A 19783-nucleotide genomic window follows, 5' to 3' on the forward strand; every position below is an offset into this window, starting at 1 on the left:
TTTTTATAAACACTTAGGGAACAAATTTAAGAAAAAATTTTAAAAATATAGGATATTAGGTATGTACAATATGGATATCCAATTTGAAGATTGGACTTATTAGATGAACGTATTTACTACCTATATAAATTTTTTGATTTTTTTGATATATAAACACGAATAAAATCCTCAAAAATTGAAAGATCTTTAAGAGTAATCTTGTCATCCTCCAACAATTTAGCTAGAGTTTTAACTTTATTGGCCTTTTTAGAATAACGTATTTTAGTTTTTGCCTTATTCAAATTGTCATAAGAATCAACACCAATTAAGTCTTCATATTGATCGAAACCTAGAAGAAAGTCTGTAGTAACATTATAGTATGAGGCTAAGCGTTTCAAGTGATCATATATTGGCGCTGCTTTACCCGTTTCCCATTTAGAAAGCATGCTTCCGGTGATATTAATATCGAATGTTTCGTTTATTTCAGAAGCTAGCTGATCTAGAGTGATATTCTTTTTTAATCGTAAGTTCTTAAGAATTGTACCCGTTTTATTCATATTTCTCCTCCACAATGTAAAAGATTACTTTGGACATAAGTATACAACGATAAATGACAAAAAGCAAGAAAATAATTTGAAAAAATTACCAAAATAATCATTGACACGGACATTAGCAAGCGTATAATTAAATTAACGGTAACAACCTAAAGTAAATGTTGTTCCGATAAAGTTGTATAAGGGGGAATATAGTATGTCAAAGTCACAAGCTCAATATAATAAATTTAAAGAATTTTTATTGGTGAATAACATCAAACAAAGTGAATTCGCAGAACACATTGGCAGATCAAGCTCTTTTGTAAACAATGCTTTGAATGGAAGAGGTGCAAAATTTAATTCAGAAGATTTAAACACAATAAGATGCTTATTTAATATTAAAATAAGTGAATATTTTTAGCATATATCATCTGTAAACGGTGACATATGAGCTGATTACGTTTAGGGGGGAGTATGGCTGAAAGAGATTTAAAATACATTTATGGGAATGAGACAGGGATAATATTAGGTATAAATGCAAATAAAACTATAAAAGAATTGTATGAAGAGAAACTAAAAAAAGGTCAAAGTAGACATATAAATCTTAAAGAGAAATATGAAGAAATGTATTGGTTTAATACTTTAAAGGAGATCTTATGTAAAGAATTTACCATAAGAAGTGGTAAGAAGGTAAGAAAGGAACTAAAAACAATTATAGATGAAGAATATGAATTTATGTGTTGTAAAGTAGATAGAAGAATAGTTGGCGAAAATTCTATTTTACTTTGCAGCATATATAATGGAATTAATCTTAATGAAGAAATAAATGAAAGTATTTTGCTTGAATGTCAGCATAATATGAGAGTTACAAAAGCTGATAAGTGCTACTTTGCATGTTTAATAAACAGCAGGAAATTTGTATTTAAAGAGATACATAGAGATGAAAAGGTGATTTCAAGGATAATTAGTGAAGAAAAAGTGTTTTTTTATGATCATATCTTAAAGGAAATTTCACCTATGTGACTTAAAATGTAGATAAATGGCCTATACACTAGAGTTTAGTAATGGCTGTTTATCTATATTTATATAGTTTCACAGATTATTTTGTTTTCTAGAAAATTATAGCGCAATTAAATCTGCGTACATTTGCCATTTCTGAGTGAAAAACAAATTCTAATAGGGAGTACTTGATGCTTTAAGTAAGAAATTGGGTAGGGGACGATATTTATGAAGGGGATAGAGTGGATTAAGCTAAATACAAATATGTGTGAAGATGAAACAATGAGATTAATTGACTCACTGCCATTAAGAGATTCTGCAAATTATGTATGGATAAGACTGCTTTTACAGGCGGGAAAGGTTAATGATGGTGGATTAATATATTTAAAAAAAGACGTGCCTTATACTAAAAAAATGCTGTCTATATTATTTAACAGGCCACTAGATATTATAGAAAAGGTTCTAGATATATTGGAATCTTTTAAGCTTATCAAAATATATGAAAATAACATAATAAAAATATGTAACTGGGAAAAACATCAGAATATTGAAGGAATGAAAAGAGTAAAAGAGGGTACTCGTGAAAGAGTTAAAAATTTTAGAGAGAGAAAGAAAAAAGAAAAAGAACTTGTAGAGAATAAATTAAATGCGGATAAAGCTTGTAATAATGCCATAGATGAAGGAAGTGACGCTAATAAAATTAACAAAAATAAAAACTGTAACGCAAATGTAACGCTACAGAAAGAGAAGAGAGAAGAAGATAAAGAACATAAGAAAAAGATTATAGATAAAGAAGAGAATAAAGAAAAAGATAAGGCAAATGATGTTGCTTTAACAAAAGAGAATCATGAACCTTATGATAAAGATCATATACAGACTGAAATTGTCTCTTCGTCTCATGATGAAATAAAATCACAGGCGCTTAAAATTATAAAAACTTTAGAAGAAAATAATAAAGCAATAAGAGGATTTACTTTAAGCTGGGTAATGAAAGCGTTAATGACTCATAAAGAAAAATATATAGAAATAGCTGTTAGAGAGGCAATAGAAAGAAATAAGCTTGATGTAAATTATATTAATGGTATTCTTAAGAACTGGCTTAAAGAAGGATATCCAAAAGACTATGAAGATATGGAATTTAGTAATTGTAATGCAGGCAATTCAGCAGCTGTTAAAGAAAAACCAAAACTTAGATTTATTAACTTTGAGCCTAGGCAGTATGATTATGATGATTTAGAGAAGAAGCTGCTAGGGTGGACAGAAGATAGTTAATCATATGAATTAGTTATCTTGGGGCTGAGCCTTAATATAAGGGGGAATGGGTAATGAGATATGTTAAAGGAATTGATATCTCAAATAATAATGCAAGTATTGATTTAAATAAAGTTGCAGAGGATAACATAGAATATGTCTATATGAAAGCTACTGAAGGAAAGACTTTTCAAGACGACAGACTAGAGGAGTTTTATAATTCATGTAAAAGTAATGAGCTAAAGGTTGGAGCTTATCATTTTCTGGTAAGTACAAGCTCTCCAGAGGCTCAGGCAGAAAACTTTTATAGAAAGATTAAAGACTATGAATGGGACATGATTCCTATACTTGATATTGAATCTGAATTTGATGAATTATGTGATTATATAATAAAATTTATAAATGCATTTAAGGAATTAAGTTCTCTTCAACTAGGGATTTATTCTTATACAGGATTTTTATCAAATATAGAAGAGATAAAAGATTCTATAAAGGATTATCCTTTCTGGGAAGCAAATTATAATAATGATCCTTGGAACCTTCCTTCAAATTTCTTTACCAATAGAATAGGACATCAATATACTGAAAATGGAGATATATCAGGGGTAAGCGGAAAATGTGATGTTAATTTATTTACAGAAGGTGTTTTGCTTAAAAACAATACGTACTTAGGAACTTGGATAAATGAAAATGATAAATGGTGGTATAAGCATAATGATGGAACCTTTACTAAAGATGCTTGGGAATTTATAAATGGAAAGTGGTATTTGTTTGATGCAGAAGGCTGGATGATTTATGATTGGAAAAAGTATGGAGATAGTTGGTATTACTTTGGAGATTCCAATGATGGAGCTATGAAAACTGGCTGGTGTTATGATGATAAATCTTGCAAATGGTACTATTTTAATGAGGAAGATATAATGCAGACAGGATGCATAAATATAGGTGATAAATGGTATAATTTTGATAGTAATGGAGCAATGGAGACTGCAGAAATATAAAAAATCACATTAGATGGAAACTTAAATTTTAGCAAGTTCAGTCACGCCCCCTCACAAAGGGAGCAGACCATTGTATAAATCTACTAGGTACAAGCGTTGCACTAAAAGATTATTTAGTGCAACTTTTTTACTGGGAAAAATTATTTGTTTTGAGTTTTAAGGTATTCATAATAGTAACGAATAGCTTCGTCAACGATGGTATTTAAATAAACATTATCATCAATATGAATGGCTTTAATTTTACTTAATATTCTTACAGTAGAGCGTCTTAAAGTATAACTTCTTACCATATCAAAAGCTTCGCCATCAACAGATGGGGTTCTTCCATTTGGATTGACTTTTAAGGTTCTATGATCCAGAATTTCCCTCTTGTAATCTTTATCATCATAAGTAGATGGATTAATACAAGAAGTTGAATTAAGAGTAGCATTATTATTGTTATTATTTGGAATTGTAGGTGGTGCAGGATGCTCAATAAGTTCTTCATCAGAATCAAAAGAAAATGATTTTAAAAGAGTCCCATCTAATTTAAGCTCTCCTTCTGAAAAAGTAAATATATCTGAAGATTCATTTTCGTCAACAGAAAAATCATCTTTAATTTCTCCTTTGATCTTAGATTTTTTTACAGACATGTTCACTTATAGTTCCTCCCTTACATATTAAAATGTGAAGAAATAATAAATTCCATAAGCAGTAGCACATGAAGAATCAGTTATGTCTTCATATAAGATATACGTAAATATTAAAATATATAAATGCTTTAATATGAAAAAACTTAAATTTTTTTATATATTCATAGGTTTCTAGATTCATATTTTAAAATAAAAATAGGTTTAAATGTTTCTAGTAAAATAGGTTCATAGGAATATACTTTTCTAGATAAGTATGTTTATAGAAAAATATATAAATATGTAAATATTTATAGGAAACATGAGGGTTTGAGATAGATGAATAAAGATTTACCTAGAATATGCTATGGTAGAATTTAATATTTGCAGCTATAAAAGATTGCTTAGTACATTTTTTGTTTTAAGTAAATAATTTATAGGGTATAATATTATGTATGTTAAGTGCGACAAGCCAAAGAGCGATAAGTTTGAATTTAGAACATAAAGTTGATGAGATATTGCACATATGCCATGAGCATAAAAATATTAATAAAGTTATTCTCTTTGGATCTAGAGCACGAGGAGATAATTTACCGAAAAGTGATATTGATCTTGCCGTATATTCTGAAAATTCAATATCTGAATTTATTGAAGACATAGAAATGAATACAAGTACTTTATTAGAATTTGACTTTTCGGATATGAAAGATATTCATGATGAATTTTTCATTGAACAAGTTGAAAAAGTGGGGATAATTATTTATGAGAAGCATTGATTTTAAATATATGAATTTAAAGAAAGCTTATGATAGACTTCTTGAAGTAAGCAGGTTATATGATGGAAAGAACGATATAATAAGGGATAGCTTGATTCAAAGATTTGAATTTACATATGAACTTACTCATAAAACCCTTAGAGAATTTATGAAATATTTAGGGGTAACTCTTGAAAATTCATTTCCGCGTACAATTTATAAAAAAGCATATGTAAATAATCTAATATCAGATGATAAGGTTTGGATTAGTTTATTAGAAGATAGAAATTCTACATCACAGATATATAATGAAAGTTTGGCAAATGAAATTGCTAATAGAATAGTGAAGGGATATGTTAATGCAATAGGAGAATTAGTTGAAAATTTGGGAAAGCTTTTATAGATAATATAGATGGTTGCGGTCATGTTTACATCCCAAATGAATAAGATTATTGTGGAAGTAAGTGAACTAAAATAAAAGATTGTTTAGTAAAATTCTTTGGTTCTAGTTTACGGGATTGGGAAAAGCTTAGTGTTATCAGCACTAAGCTTTTCTTATTATTGAATTTAAAACTAATAATCTTATTTAAATTAGATGTAATCTATAATTTAGAACTTTCAGCGAAATAATAATATTTCTGCTTTCCATAGAGTGTTGAGTAAATTTATATTACAAATTGTTTATCTATATAATCATTAAAGCATTGAAGTCACTCATATTAATGGAGAAATATTAAAAAATTCTTATATTTATTATTTTATGTATGGAACAAGTGCTATAAAGTGCTATAATAAAAAATATTTGGGTATTGAATATTTTTCATAAATAAATATAAAGCTCTTTATAAGGATGTGGAACAATGTCGTTTTTGCAATTTAATTTTTGTATTTTTTTATTTATATTGATTTTGGCATATTATATTTTGCCTAAGAAGTTTCAATGGATATGTTTACTTATTGGAAGTTACATTTTTTATATATCTGCGGGTGTAAAGACTGTTGGATATATAATTTTTACGACTTTTACAGTCTGGGTTGGAACGATTATTATAAGTAAAATTAATGAAAATATGAAAATTGAATTAACTGAAAAAAAAGAAACACTAACATTAGAAGGGAAGAAGCAAATAAAGGCTTTTGCAAAGAGGAAGCAGAGAATAATTTTCTGGTGTGTTTTATTAAGTAATTTTGGAATTCTTGGGGTTTTAAAATACTTTGATTTTCTATCAAAAAACATTGTTGGATTGTTCAACATGGTAACGCATCATGGAACAGTTCCAATGAAGCTGAATTTGTTACTACCATTAGGAATATCTTTCTATACTTTTCAGTCTATGGGATACCTAATTGATGTATATAATGGAAAATGCAAAGCAGAAAAAAACTTGTTTAAATTTGCATTATTTATTTCATTTTTTCCTCAAATTGTACAAGGCCCTATTAATAGATTTGATAAATTATCGGAACAGTTATATAAAACTCACAGGTTTGATTGGCAGAAATTTAAATATGGGCTCCAATTGATATTATGGGGACTTTTTAAGAAGATGGTAATTGCAGATAGAGCCATTACATTAGTTAATGAAACATTTAAGAACTATGATAATTATGGTGGTGCAATTACAGTAGTAGGAGTTTTATTCTATTCATTACAGCAATACGCAGATTTTTCAGGTGGAATTGATGTGGCTATGGGGATCTCTGAATTACTAGGAATAAATATGGCTGTGAATTTTAGAAGACCGTATTTTTCAACCTCACTATCAGAATTTTGGCGTAGATGGCATATTTCTTTAGGTGCTTGGATGCGTGATTATATATTTTATCCGCTAGCTCTTTCAAAGAAAATGTCTAAAGTATCAAAACTAGCAAATAAATACATTGGAAGGAAAGCAGGGAGAATTATTCCGGTTGCCTTTTCTAACTTAGTAGTATTTTTAGTTGTTGGTGTCTGGCATGGAGCTTACTGGCATTATATAGCGTGGGGATTATATAACGGAATTGTAATTGCTTTTAGTACGATTCTAGAGCCGCTTTATGAATGGCTAAAAAGAGTAACTAAAGTAAATACGGAATGTTTTTCCTATCATTTATTTAGGGTATTAAGAACGTTTTTTATTGTAAATTTAGGATGGTATTTTGATAGAGCAAGTAATCTGAATTCGTCACTTTATATGTTACATAATACCGTAGCAAATTTTAAAATTACTCAATTACTTGATGGTACAATTTATAAACTTGGGCTTAAGGAACAGGATTTTAGAATTTTATTTTGGGCAACGGTTATTTTATTTGCAGTAAGTGTATTACAAGAAAGAGGAGTAAAGATACGTGAATTTTTATCTAAGCAAAATTTAGTTTTTAGATGGGCAGTATTTTATGTATTAATTTTTGCTGTCATAAGTTTTGATGCTAGTTCTGGAAATCTGCTAGGAGGATTTATGTATGCGCAATTTTAAATATAAATGGTTTAGTGGAATTATATTTATAATGATCTTTATTATTTTAAGTTATGGTTTTGCATTTGTCCTTGTACCAAAAGGAAATTATTCACGAATGACAATGCGTGAAATGTACTCAGATAAAAAAGACTTTGATTTAGTATTTGCAGGTGCTTCACTATCTAATAGAGACATTAATCCATATATTATGGATAAGGAATTAGGAGAGAATACTTTTAATTATGCATTTTCTCAGCAGATGTTTGTGGGGACTTACTATTCGCTTAAAGAACTGTTTGCTTACCATAAACCTAAACTAATTGTTTTGACGGTTGACCCAGATAATTTTACCAGTAAGGAAGAAAAACCAATAGTATTTCTTTCAGTTTCTTTATATATGAAATCATTTTTAAATAAGCTTGAATATTATTTTGCATCGTCTCAGGATGGTTCTTATTTAGACAGGCTATTTCCGTGGCGTGGATATGATGTAAAGTCACCTCTTGATGTAGTAAACAATATTTATGGGAAATTTGATTCTTTTTATACAGATTATCCCAAACCGGGACAAGTAGAAGCTATGGAAAATAATAAAAATGGCTATGCAGGAAAAGGCTTTAATAAGGTTGATCCTAGTAGCGAAAAAGGAACTCTCAATTGTGATAATTTAAAATTACCTCCTTCTAATAAAAATATAGGTGATATAAACTCAAAAAATATAGAATATTTAAAGAAGATATCACAATTATGCAAGGAAAACAATTGTGAGCTAATCCTTTTAAGCACACCGTTTCCTACATTTCAAATTCTTAGAGTAAAAAATTACTTTGAATTTGATAATAAGGTGGCGGAGATAGCGAGGGGGTTGAATATTGAATATTACAATTATAACTTAATAAAGCCAGAATTATTTAAGATTAAAAATGATTATCTTTCTGACACTGAGCATTTGAATACTAAAGGAGCAGAAGTTTTTTCTAAGTCATTGGCAGCTTTCTTAAAGAAGCGCCAAAATGGTGATGATATGAACAAATATTTTTATACACAAGATGAATATTATGCATCAATAGATTATGTTTCATCTGCATGGTTCAATTGGAAAAAGAGTGATAGTACTATAACATTAAAAGCTGATTCTCTGCATGGATCTAAAGTTATACCAGAATACCAATTTGTATTATTAGATTCAGAAACTGGACAGGAGCATATTATACGAGATTATGATAAGAGTCCAGATTTCGTTTTTGATTCCAAGTCTTATAAGAAGTTTAAAATACGAGTAAATGCTAGGGCAAAAGGATCTAAAAATAATGAGGAAATTCGCCATTATGACGAAGATGTCTCTAAAACAATAGCAAATTAATATGGAGGAAATATTATGGAAAAAAGCATTTTATCTTATCTTGAAAGATCAGAAAAGAAATTTCCAAATAAAGTTGCTTTTTCTGATGGCAAATATGAATTGACTTATCGTGAACTAGTTAAAGCTGCTAAAAGTATTGGGAGTTTTTTGATAGAAAATATAGGCATGCGTAAAGCTATTGTTGTCTATATGGAAAAAGGCGCACGAAATATTTCGGGATTCATGGGTGCAGCATATGCAGGTTGTTTTTATGTCCCACTTGATTCTCAAATGCCTGTAGAGCGTATTAACATAATATTAGATACATTGAAGCCAGCGGCTATAATTTACGATGATAAAACAGAAAAGTATATTTCGCTTATAGAAACAGATTGCATAAAGGTATTGTATGATGAAATTCATATGTTATCGCAAAATAAAGAAAAATTAGAGACTGCAAGAAGGCAAATAATTGATACTGATCCTTTGTATATTCTTTTTACAAGTGGATCAACAGGGATTCCCAAAGGTGTTATTGTATGTCATAGATCTGTGATTGATTATGCAGACTGGGTAGTTAAGACTTTTGAGTTAAATGAAAATACTACTTTTGGAAATCAGACACCATTTTATTTTAGTATGTCTGTATTAGATATATTTGCAACTATTAGAAGTGGAGCAACATTATATATTATTCCTAAGATGTTATTCTCATTTCCAGTAAAGTTACTTGAATTCTTGAAAGAAAAAGAAGTTAACACAATCTATTGGGTTCCATCTGCATTAAGCATAGTGGCTAACCTAGGAGCTTTAGATGTTATTAAGATTCCTGATTTAAAGAAGATTTTATTTGCAGGAGAGACAATGCCTACTAAACAGCTTAATATATGGCGAAGACATGTTCCTGATGCAGTATATGCAAATTTGTTTGGACCAACTGAAATTACAGATATAGGAATATACTATATAGTTGACAGAGAATTTAATGATGATGAACCTATCCCAATAGGGGTTACATGCGATAATGTAGATGCTCTGGTTGTGGATGAAGATGGACAACTTGTTGAAGAATGTGGAAAAGTTGGAGAATTGTTAATTCGTGGATCTTTCTTGGCTTGTGGATATTATAATAATCCAGAAAAAACAAGGGAAGCATTTATTCAAAATCCACTAAATAAGAGCTATCCTGAAACTGTTTATTGTACAGGAGATTTAGTTTATTGGAATGAGAATAGAGAATTAGTATATGTTTCACGTAAAGACTTTCAAATTAAACATATGGGAAATAGAATAGAATTAGGTGAAATAGAAAATGCAATGAGCGCATTAGAAGGTGTGGATATGTGCTGTTGCCTATATAATAAAGAAAGTGATCAAATTGTTGCCGTTTACTCGGGAAGCCTTGAGGCTAAAAAACTATCACAGAATTTAAAGAAGAAGCTGCCTCGTTATATGTTGCCTAATGTCTGCTATAATAGAAGTAGTATGCCACTCAATATGAATGGAAAGATTGATCGTAAAAAGTTAATAGAGGAATATATAAAATAAAGATATGAACTTAAAGTTTTAGTAAATTTACAAATATGTTTATATAATATGTAAAATCATACAATGAAGGAGAGAGCTACTATGGAAAAGTTAATTGAATTATTACAAGGTGTTAGAGATGATGTTGATTTTAATATATGCACAACTTTAGTGGATGAAGGGATTTTGGATTCATTTGATATTGTTGAAATTGTTAATGTAATTGATGAGGAATATGATATTGAAGTTCCTGCAATTGAAATAATTCCTGAAAATTTTAACAGCGCAGAAGCAATTTTTAATTTGGTACAACGTCTTTTAGAGGAATAAATTTTATATATAAATACTGCACTAAATTATGTTTAGTGCAACTTTTGTTTTAAGCAAGTGATATATGGGGTATAATATAAGATAACTATTAACACTATTGAAATAAAAATTCAAAACGGTCTAATTAAAAAGAGGTGGTCACTTGAAAAAAATCGTTATACTTTTATGTTTGTTCTGGATGGGATTTATATTTTATATGTCAGGAAATAACGGAACAATTTCTCATGAACAAAGCACTAAGGTGGTTAATATAATTGAAAATGCTCAAGGAAATCAAGAAAAATCACAAGATGAAAGTAAAGATAAGGCAGTAAGCAGTAGTGATAGTTCTCAGGTAAATAAGAATAACATTAATGTTCAGCAGGTAGACGCAAGTAATTTAGATCATATAGTAAGAAAAAATGCTCATGCATTTATGTATATGGTATTAGCAATTTTAGTTAGCGGTGCACTTTTCTCTTATAATAAGAATGGAAAAGGCGTGATAATTTACATATTGTTTATTTGTTTATTTTACGCTGTAACTGATGAATTTCATCAGGCTTTTATACCAGGAAGAACTTCATTAGTTAGTGATATTTTGGTTGACTTTATGGGAGCAATGATTGGATTAGGTTTATTTTATCTTTCTTATTATAAGATTTATAAAAGAAAAAGGTCTTAAGAAAAACGTACGTAGTTGAAAAATTACGTACGTTTTTAATTGATATTATATATATCGATTAAATTTTTTCATTCTAATCACAATTGGTATTTTCATTACTGGAATCTTAAATAAAAATATATAATTGCATAATATATATAAAGTCGCCTGCGATTTTGTTCTTTTTATAATATATGATGGTAGAATTGATTTTGGATTTTATCTACTTGACCAGTTATTAAAATAATTTCACAATAGAATAAAATTTCATGTTATACTATAAATAGGATATAATTGACAAAAAAAGATAAGATGACTAATGTGGAGGACATAATCATGAGTAAAAAAATAAAAAAAGCGATAATTCCTGCGGCAGGATTAGGAACAAGATTTCTTCCAGTAACTAAAGCAAAATCTAAGGAAATGCTTCCTATAGTGGATAAACCTGCAATTCAGTACATTGTAGAAGAAGCAATAGCTTCTGGAATTGAAGAAATTCTTATTATAACTGGAAGACACAAAACATGTATTGAAAATCATTTTGATAAGTCAGTGGAGCTTGAAGAAGAATTGGCTAAAAATAATAAGGATGATTTATTAAAGATAGTCAGGGATATATCAGGTATGGCAAATATTCACTACATAAGGCAGAAAGAACCAAGAGGTTTAGGACATGCTATTTATTGTGCTAGGGCGTTTGTAGGAAATGAGCCTTTTGCAGTATTACTTGGAGATGATATTGTTTATACAAATGAATATCAAAAGCCTTGTTTGAAGCAGCTTATAGATTGTTATGGTGAATATAAAACAAGTATATTGGGAGTGCAAGCAGTAGAACCAGATCATGTATCAAGGTATGGAATAGTTAATGGAATAAAAATTGAGGATAGAGTTTCTAAGGTTAAGGGATTAGTGGAAAAACCAAATGTTAAAGATGCTTTATCTAATACTGCAATTCTTGGAAGGTACATAATAACACCACATATATTTGAGGTACTGAGCAGAATTAAACCTGGAAAAGGTAATGAAATACAGCTTACAGATGCATTATTGGAATTGCTTAAAGAGGAAGCAATTTATTCATATAATTTTGAAGGCGTAAGATATGACGTGGGAGATAAACTTGGATACTTAAAAGCTACAGTAGAATATGCATTAAGAAATTCAGAACTTAGAGATGGGTTTACTGATTATTTAAAGAATATAGTTATTTAAGTTTTGAAATTTAAGTTGAATTAGTAAAAGAGGAAAATAATGAGTACATTAAGTTTAAGAAATCTTAGCAAGTATTATAAAGTAAAAAATAGTGGAAAAATTTATGTGCTAAAAGATGTTAATTTATCTTTTGACAAAAATGAATTAGTGGCAATTATAGGGGAATCAGGTAGCGGTAAGTCTACATTAATGAATTTAATAGGTGGATTAGATTCTAAATATAGTGGAGAATTATTTGTAGACGGAGAGAATATTAAAAAGTTTAAGAAAAGAGAGCTTGATGAGTATAGAAAAAATAAGATTGGGTTTGTCTTTCAAAGCTTTAATTTAATACCGCATTTATCTGTTTTGAATAATGTAGCAATAGCTATGACGTTATCTAATATAAAGAAAAAAGAAAGAGCTAAGCGTGCAAAAGAATTGCTGATAGAACTAGGATTAAAAGAGCATATAAATAAGAAGCCAAATCAGTTATCAGGTGGGCAGAAACAAAGGGTAGCTATTGCAAGGGCGCTAGTGAATGATCCTGAAATAATTATTGCAGATGAACCAACAGGAAGTCTAGATTCAAAGACATCAATGCAGGTTTTGGAAATAATGAAGAGCATAGCTAAAGCTGGTAAACTTGTAATTATGGTTACTCATTCTGAAAAAGTGGCATCTTGTTGCAGCAGAGTAATTAAAATAGCTGATGGAAGTATAATTGATGATAATAAATTCTTTGAATTGGAAAATGATATTGCTGATGGTAAAGGTTATGAAGGAAGCAGGTATATCAGTAAAAAAGGAAAAAGTTTAAATTATTTTAATGCCATAAAGCTGGCGCTTACTAATATGAAGGAAAAGGCAATAAGAAATATAGCTATTTCTATAGGATCAAGTATAGGGATAATGAGTCTTATTTTGATGCTGGCTTTTGGAAATGGAATTAAGGCTTATTTTAATAGAACTATGAATAGTTATGTTAATCCTCTAGTAATAGAAGTGAACATGCCTAGTGATGATTCAGAAACAGTGGATTTAGACATTGCAACTATACAGAAGCCTGATATAAATAAGCAAATTCCATTTAAAGAAGACGATATAAAAAAGCTATCAGAAATAGAAAATGTATCTTCCATAGAAAAGGGATTTAATGAAATATCTCTAGGAGCAGATTCTTTAAGTTATAATGGAAAAGGAAGCAATGTTATGAGGCTCTCAACCATATCTTCAAATATAACAGAATCAAATCTTAAAGAAGGAACGTTGCCTAAGGATGGAGAGATACTGATAAACAAAACTATAAGCGATAAAGTAGGAGAAGATGTCATTGGTAAAAAGGTGAGTTTAAGTATTTTAGTAAATCAAAAGGTATTAAAAAGAGAATTTGTTGTAAGTGGAATTTATACTACAGCTGGTGGAGATTTAACTTCAATTATGAAGTCTGTCTTTTTAAACTATTCAGATTTAGAGAATTGGTATTCAGAGAATAAATATGAATTAAAGCCTAATGTGATGTATTTAAATACATCTAGTGAAAAATATACTGATGGAATAAAAGAAAAGGTCAAGGAACTTGGATATTCAGGATCTTCACAAGAGCAAATGTTAAATATGTTTAATTCTATGATAAGTATTTTAACTTATGTACTATCGGGAATTTCAGCAGTATCTTTAGTGGTATCTGCCATTATGATTGTAGTGATTATGTACATTAGCGTTGTAGAACGAACTAAGGAAATAGGAATAATTAAAGCCATAGGGGGACGTGGAAAGGATATAAGAAGAATTTTTGTTTTAGAAGCGTTCTTAATTGGTTGCTTTAGTGGGATTATTGGACTTGCCTTTGCATATGCATTAATGAGAGGTATAAATATCATGTCAGCTAAGTTATTTGGTATCAATTTAGTTTTAATAAAGAAGTCTTATACTGCCTTTGGATTAATATTAAGCATTGTTATAAGTGTACTGGCTGGATTATTGCCAGCTAATAAGGCTGCTAGATTAGATCCAGTAGAATCTTTGAGAAGAGAATAATTAATAGCCTATATATATAGTAATAGCAAATTTAGGTTTAGAATTCTAGTAAGTTAAGTATTAAAATAAAATTATTAAGTATTCAAACAATGCTATAATTTAAAAACTCAATTATAATGTATATAAAATAGACATTTGGATACCTAACATCCAAATGTCTATTTATTATGTTAAATGCTTGTACACAAATGAATATCTATTTTTGAATTCAAGTTCCTATGCAGGAGAATAATGGAGTTAAGTATTATTCCAATTCAAAAAGAGCATTCTTTGCTGGGTATGAAACATATTTAGTTCCATTTTCTGTGACAAATATATTTACTGAATATCCATGGGAAGATATACTAACAACTTTAACATTAGTACCATCAGCATCTACATTATTAAATTTTGATTTAAAAGCTGAAACTGTCATCGTGCTTTCGTTAACTGAAGGGGTAGGAACAGCTATTGGACCAATACCTGGAACTGTAGCACTGACACTATCTTTAGAAATAGTGAACTGCTGACCACGGGCTTTTTCAACGCTATCATCACTTAAAGAACCTTTTGACACAACATTGTTAACAGTCCAAGTGCCATATAAATATGAAGGCATAGATGCTTTTGTTGTGTTACCGCTTGAACCAGAGCCGCCGCCAGAACCACCAGAACCGCCTGATGAACTTGTATTTGAATTACTTGTATCAGTAGCAGTAGTTGTTGAGGATGAAGCTGAATTTACAGCAGAAGCTGCACTGATCTTCTCTCCACTTGTTGCAAATGTGTAGTTTACACCATTAACTGTTACATTTCCAGTTTTCATTGCGCCAGATTCACTTAAGTAATAAGTTTTACTGTTTAATTCAAGTAATCCAGTTTGCATAGAACCAGAGGTATTTAAGTAATACCATGAACCATTATCAAGTACCCAACCAGTTTGCATGCTTCCTGATGAATTAGCATAATACCAAGTACCTCTATCGTTAATCCAACCAGTTTTCATATCTCCAGATGGAGCAAGATAATACCAAGTGCCACCATCGCTAACCCAACCAGTTTTCATAACTCCATTAGAATCGAAGAAATACCATTTTCCATCAATTGCTGTCCAGCCTGATACCCAATTGCTTCCGTTATCATAGCTCCAATTACCGCTATCAGATTGTTTCCAAGCAGCCGATGCTTTTGTTGGCAAAGTAACAGTAGCAGTAGCTACAAGTGTTACTGCAGCTACTAACATTAAGTTTCTTAATTTAAGTTTTTTCATTTTAACACTCCTCATAATACTTAGTTATCATCAAAGTTCACAATAGCCTGTGGAATTTTCTAATTTACTAATTTTATGTATAGCTATGTAAAGTTTGAAATATACATATATATAATTTACCATTTAAATATATAAATTTCAAATTATTATAAATAGCGGTATATTAAATTATTAAAAGGAAAATAAATTTTGAAATAAATAACAATTTTTAATTTAAGGACTATTCATATTCGTGCACAACATGGAAAAAATATTGTAATTAATCCATAAATGCTATATTATAGAATGTATAGCGATATAATATAAATTATATGTTTAATATTTAAATATTGAAAGGGGATAAAATAGGAATGAAGATGAAGAAAATATTATCAATGGGAGCTCTTGGTTTAGTAGTAGCTTGCTCTACATCAATTGGAGCTTTAGCAGCTGAAACACAAGTGCCTAATAAGGCTGAATTATTAAAGGGAGTGCTTGTAAGCCAATATATTAATGGGAAAAACCAAACTGGTTTATTAACAGGGGTTAATAAAGATACAAAGATTGGTTCAATTGTATCTTCGGATTTTGTTAATAAAGTTAATGCTAATTTTGGGGATTACAAGACAGTTGATAAAGCAATAGCAAAATTCGATAATAACCAAAATGAGACTGTAGAACAAATCTTACAAAAAGCTACTAAAGATGAGGCTACTTTTAATAAGTTTAAAACTGACTTTTTAGAAATAGCAAAAAAAGTACAAGCTATGGATAATTTACAAGGGCAAGATAGAAAAGATGCAGAATTGAAAGTAATTAATATTGTTAATGCTTATAATAATACATTAACAGTTTCATTTGGTAAGGACAGCAAAGGAAAAACAACTGGAACTATTAAACAATTTGGAAAAACTATAATAGAACTTAATTACAACGATATTCAAAGTGTTATAGATAAAGTTAATAGTATTACTTGGAAAGATGTTGTTGAATTAAAAAATTTTTATTAAGAAGTTAATCTTAGGAAGGAATTAATATACTAGCATGAGTAAGATTAAAAGGGGCATCAGTATTATCATAGAAATTCTACTAATATGTAGTATTATAGTTGCAGTATTAGCAATATTTCTTAGAGTTATTGTGTTAAATAAGAATACTTATACAACTATATTTAATAAAAATAATACTTATGAACAAGTCAAAGAATTAATTTACGACAAAATAGATGCTACATTAAGTGCTAAAAATATTAATTATGACATTAAGGAATCAATAATAACAGAAGATGATATAAGAAAAGAAGCTGATACTATGATTTCTGGCTTAATTGATTATTTAGAAACAGGAGAAAATAATATTAAACCTTTGGATACAGAAATATATAAACAGAGAGTTACTGATGTATTACAATCAATTTTTGGTAACTTAAAGTCTAGCAAAAGTGATTTATCTTATAATGATAACTATAATTTAGAGAATATGACATATGAAAGTCCAAAATTTAAGTTTAGTAATATGATGCTTGTGAAAGAAAAATCACAAGATGATATGAAGAATGCGTTAAATGTGGAAAAGCTAATGTCCAAAGAAGAAGCAGAAGCTAGAGTAAGAGAAATATTGAAAGAAAAAGGTTTAACTGAGGAACAGGCTATTGAAAAGGCAAGAAAAAATGGAATAACTGAGGAACAGGCTTTAAAGATACTAGCTGGCTATGGCATAACTATTGATGATGATTCTAAGGGAAGCGAATCAACACTAGAGCACTCTAACAATGGTGAGAGTAATAGTGCATCTTTACCAAGTAGCTATAACTCTTATGAAAATTCAGGTAAGGAATCAGGATCGGCAAACAATAAGATGGCGGATTCTGCAAGCCAGGCACAGTCTAGTAAAAGTGTTGAAAATCAGTTGGATAACATAGAAAGAAAATTACAGAATGAGGCAGAAAATAATATTGACAAAGAAGTTGAAAAAATTAATTTAGATAGGATATTGGCTTCTAATAAACTTTATATATTAGCAAAGGCAACGTCGATGATTTATAAGTTGTTCTATATATTGATAACTCTACCTATTATTTTTATGGTTACATTGGCAAAGATAAACGGAAGAGGGATTAATTGGGGAGTCGGATACATAAGAAATGGAGTCTTATTATCAGGATTAATATTATTAGGGATACCTTCTGCTGCGTATGGATTAAGAGTTTATGAAAAAATTAATATTAACCAAGCTTATTTAGTTAATACAATTTCTTATACAATAAAATATTTTTTGGAAGCTTTAATGATATATGGGGCTATAATATTCATTTTAGGACTACTTATGTTTTTACATAAGTTTATAAAACGTTCTAATATATAAAAAGTGTTATTTATAGAACCATATCAATAATTTATAGTTTTATCATAAAAATGGAAAGTAGAATTATCAAGGAGGGTAATATAATAATGAAAAGTTTAAAATTGAAAAAATTAGTTGCCTGTGCTGTTGCGGCATTAACAATAGCGACTTTATCTCCAATTGGGGCATCGGCGGAATGGAAGCAAGATTCTAACGGATGGTGGAATACTGAAGGAAGTTCATACTCTACAGGTTGGAGAGCTATAAACGGAAGTTGGTATTATTTTAATACAGATGGATATATGAAGACAGGCTGGGTAAATGATGGAGGTACATGGTACTATTTACAATCATCAGGAGCAATGAAGACAGGTTGGGCAAATGATGGAGGTACATGGTACTATTTACAATCGTCAGGAGCAATGAAGACAGGTTGGGTAAATGATGGAGGTACATGGTATTATTTACAATCATCAGGAGCAATGAAAACAGGATGGATAAATGATAATGGTGTATGGTATTTTGCATCAGTATCAGGAGCGATGCAAAGTGGAGTAATTCAAATTGATGGAAAAGTATATTATTTTGCATCAAATGGAGCAATGCAAGTTGGTAATGTAACAATTGATGGAGTAGTTTATACATTTGCAGCAACTGGAGAAGCTACAGGAACTAAGCTACCAACTCCAACATTAGGGTTTACATCTAGTGGAGTTGTAGTTGATTTAAGCAATCCTACAGAAACAGAAAGCAGCAGTCATTCATCAGGTGGAGGATCAGGATCAGGCGGTAAGACATCTCAAGATCCTATAGATCAGGCATTTAGTAGTCAAACAAGAGTTGGGTTATCTAAGTCGGACCCAGATGAAAATGGGGCAGTAACTATAAAACCTTCAGTATTTGGATTTACACCAGGAGACACAACAACTGCGTCTATAGGAGGAGTAACTTATTCGGTTAAAAAAGAAATAAGTGTATCATTAGAAAATGGAACAGATGTTGGAATTAGTGGAGATTACAATAGCGGATATAAGATTGAAAAAGGTCAGAGCGGGACAGTAACTGTAGTCATTTCTTTAATAGGTCCTGATGGAAGTTTAAAATATGTTAATGCAACACCAACATATTTTAGTAACAAGTAGATTTGTATATTTATGTAAATGCAGATTTGATTCTAAAATTTTAATGTTTTGACAGAGTTTTAGAAAGGCAGTAAGAATTTTAAATTCTTACTGCTTTCTTATTTTTTTATATCTGCTATAATATTACTTGTCGCTATTTTTATTTCTAGCGAAGAGAAATATTGGGGAAAGCGTTATTTTATATGTTCTTATATAAAATAAAGTTTATTATATAAGAACATATAAAATAAAGTTTATTATATAAGTTAAGACACATTAAAGAAAAAGAGAAGTCCAAAACCACCAAGAAGAGTTTTGATCAGGTATAAGTAATGTAGTAATGTGAGTGGGGTTACTAAGATATGTATGTTGCTAAATAGAAAATTAGAAATCTTAGGCTTCGAGTGAATCAATTGTCTGGCACATATGCTGAGATTTTTTTATTCTC

The 19783-nt window shown here is 29.7% G+C and carries 19 protein-coding genes; 16 read left to right on the top strand and 3 right to left on the bottom strand.

Going from position 1 to position 19783, the window contains the following annotated elements; translation table 11 throughout:
• Nucleotides 1-116: 116 nt before the first annotated feature.
• Nucleotides 117-536, bottom strand: a complete 420-nt coding sequence (locus tag T483_RS0124055; RefSeq protein ID WP_026889113.1) for a helix-turn-helix domain-containing protein — start codon at nucleotides 534-536, stop codon at nucleotides 117-119.
• 193 nt (nucleotides 537-729) lie between these two features.
• On the opposite strand from T483_RS0124055, the gene T483_RS0124060 reads away from it, so the two are divergent.
• The 4 genes from T483_RS0124060 (at nucleotide 730) to T483_RS29815 (ending at nucleotide 3763) form a co-directional block, all read left to right on the top strand.
• Nucleotides 730-933, top strand: a complete 204-nt coding sequence (locus T483_RS0124060; RefSeq protein WP_026889114.1) for a helix-turn-helix domain-containing protein — start codon at nucleotides 730-732, stop codon at nucleotides 931-933.
• Nucleotides 934-986: 53 nt separating this feature from the next.
• A complete protein-coding gene (locus T483_RS29810) occupies nucleotides 987-1535 on the top strand; it encodes a YqaJ viral recombinase family protein (RefSeq protein WP_051560562.1) in 549 nt (182 codons plus the stop codon).
• A 204-nt stretch (nucleotides 1536-1739) separates the two neighbouring features.
• Nucleotides 1740-2783: a phage replisome organizer N-terminal domain-containing protein gene (locus tag T483_RS0124070; RefSeq protein WP_026889115.1), complete on the top strand. Its 1044-nt coding sequence runs from the start codon at nucleotides 1740-1742 to the stop codon at nucleotides 2781-2783.
• A gap of 53 nt (nucleotides 2784-2836) precedes the next feature.
• Entirely contained in the window at nucleotides 2837-3763 is a 927-nt protein-coding gene (locus T483_RS29815; protein ID WP_035790569.1) for a GH25 family lysozyme, read from the top strand.
• A gap of 140 nt (nucleotides 3764-3903) precedes the next feature.
• On the opposite strand, the gene T483_RS0124080 is transcribed toward T483_RS29815, so the two are convergent.
• A complete protein-coding gene (locus tag T483_RS0124080) occupies nucleotides 3904-4395 on the bottom strand; it encodes a hypothetical protein (RefSeq protein WP_242841930.1) in 492 nt (163 codons plus the stop codon).
• 431 nt (nucleotides 4396-4826) lie between these two features.
• On the opposite strand from T483_RS0124080, the gene T483_RS0124085 reads away from it, so the two are divergent.
• From T483_RS0124085 to T483_RS0124125, 9 genes are all read left to right on the top strand, one after another.
• Nucleotides 4827-5147 carry a nucleotidyltransferase domain-containing protein gene (locus T483_RS0124085; protein ID WP_155268541.1) on the top strand — a complete coding sequence of 107 codons (321 nt, stop codon included), beginning with the start codon at nucleotides 4827-4829 and terminating at the stop codon, nucleotides 5145-5147.
• Nucleotides 5134-5529: an HI0074 family nucleotidyltransferase substrate-binding subunit gene (locus T483_RS0124090; protein ID WP_026889118.1), complete on the top strand. Its 396-nt coding sequence runs from the start codon at nucleotides 5134-5136 to the stop codon at nucleotides 5527-5529. Before T483_RS0124085 ends, T483_RS0124090 begins: the two co-directional genes overlap by 14 nt.
• Nucleotides 5530-5986: 457 nt before the next feature.
• Nucleotides 5987-7585 (top strand): MBOAT family O-acyltransferase, encoded by a 1599-nt coding sequence (locus T483_RS0124095; RefSeq protein WP_026889119.1) that lies wholly within the window; start codon nucleotides 5987-5989, stop codon nucleotides 7583-7585.
• Nucleotides 7572-8930, top strand: coding sequence for a lipolytic protein G-D-S-L family (locus T483_RS0124100; RefSeq protein WP_026889120.1), 1359 nt, complete (start codon nucleotides 7572-7574; stop codon nucleotides 8928-8930). Before T483_RS0124095 ends, T483_RS0124100 begins: the two co-directional genes overlap by 14 nt.
• A gap of 15 nt (nucleotides 8931-8945) precedes the next feature.
• The gene (locus T483_RS0124105; RefSeq protein WP_026889121.1) at nucleotides 8946-10457 is read left to right on the top strand and encodes an amino acid adenylation domain-containing protein; all 1512 of its coding nucleotides are present in this window, start codon (nucleotides 8946-8948) and stop codon (nucleotides 10455-10457) included.
• Between the two features lie 81 nt (nucleotides 10458-10538).
• The gene (locus T483_RS0124110) at nucleotides 10539-10766 is read left to right on the top strand and encodes an acyl carrier protein (protein WP_026889122.1); all 228 of its coding nucleotides are present in this window, start codon (nucleotides 10539-10541) and stop codon (nucleotides 10764-10766) included.
• Nucleotides 10767-10908: 142 nt separating this feature from the next.
• Nucleotides 10909-11430 carry a VanZ family protein gene (locus tag T483_RS0124115; protein ID WP_026889123.1) on the top strand — a complete coding sequence of 174 codons (522 nt, stop codon included), beginning with the start codon at nucleotides 10909-10911 and terminating at the stop codon, nucleotides 11428-11430.
• 315 nt (nucleotides 11431-11745) lie between these two features.
• On the top strand, nucleotides 11746-12624 hold the full coding sequence (gene galU / locus T483_RS0124120; protein WP_026889124.1) for a UTP--glucose-1-phosphate uridylyltransferase GalU: 879 nt from the start codon (nucleotides 11746-11748) through the stop codon (nucleotides 12622-12624).
• A 39-nt stretch (nucleotides 12625-12663) separates the two neighbouring features.
• The gene (locus tag T483_RS0124125; protein ID WP_026889125.1) at nucleotides 12664-14643 is read left to right on the top strand and encodes an ABC transporter ATP-binding protein/permease; all 1980 of its coding nucleotides are present in this window, start codon (nucleotides 12664-12666) and stop codon (nucleotides 14641-14643) included.
• Between the two features lie 244 nt (nucleotides 14644-14887).
• Here T483_RS0124125 and T483_RS32550 read toward each other — a convergent pair whose 3' ends face one another.
• Nucleotides 14888-15892: an N-acetylmuramoyl-L-alanine amidase family protein gene (locus T483_RS32550; RefSeq protein WP_026889126.1), complete on the bottom strand. Its 1005-nt coding sequence runs from the start codon at nucleotides 15890-15892 to the stop codon at nucleotides 14888-14890.
• Nucleotides 15893-16242: 350 nt separating this feature from the next.
• On the opposite strand from T483_RS32550, the gene T483_RS0124135 reads away from it, so the two are divergent.
• The 3 genes from T483_RS0124135 to T483_RS0124145 all read left to right on the top strand — a co-directional run bounded on the left by T483_RS0124135 (nucleotide 16243) and on the right by T483_RS0124145 (nucleotide 19356).
• On the top strand, nucleotides 16243-16881 hold the full coding sequence (locus T483_RS0124135) for a hypothetical protein (RefSeq protein ID WP_026889127.1): 639 nt from the start codon (nucleotides 16243-16245) through the stop codon (nucleotides 16879-16881).
• Nucleotides 16882-16915: 34 nt separating this feature from the next.
• On the top strand, nucleotides 16916-18235 hold the full coding sequence (locus T483_RS0124140; RefSeq protein ID WP_026889128.1) for a hypothetical protein: 1320 nt from the start codon (nucleotides 16916-16918) through the stop codon (nucleotides 18233-18235).
• An 86-nt stretch (nucleotides 18236-18321) separates the two neighbouring features.
• Nucleotides 18322-19356, top strand: a complete 1035-nt coding sequence (locus T483_RS0124145) for an N-acetylmuramoyl-L-alanine amidase family protein (protein ID WP_026889129.1) — start codon at nucleotides 18322-18324, stop codon at nucleotides 19354-19356.
• The last annotated feature ends 427 nt before the right edge of the window (nucleotides 19357-19783 follow it).

This window comes from Clostridium beijerinckii HUN142 (genome assembly GCF_000621745.1).
GTDB classification, from domain to species: domain Bacteria; phylum Bacillota; class Clostridia; order Clostridiales; family Clostridiaceae; genus Clostridium; species Clostridium beijerinckii_A.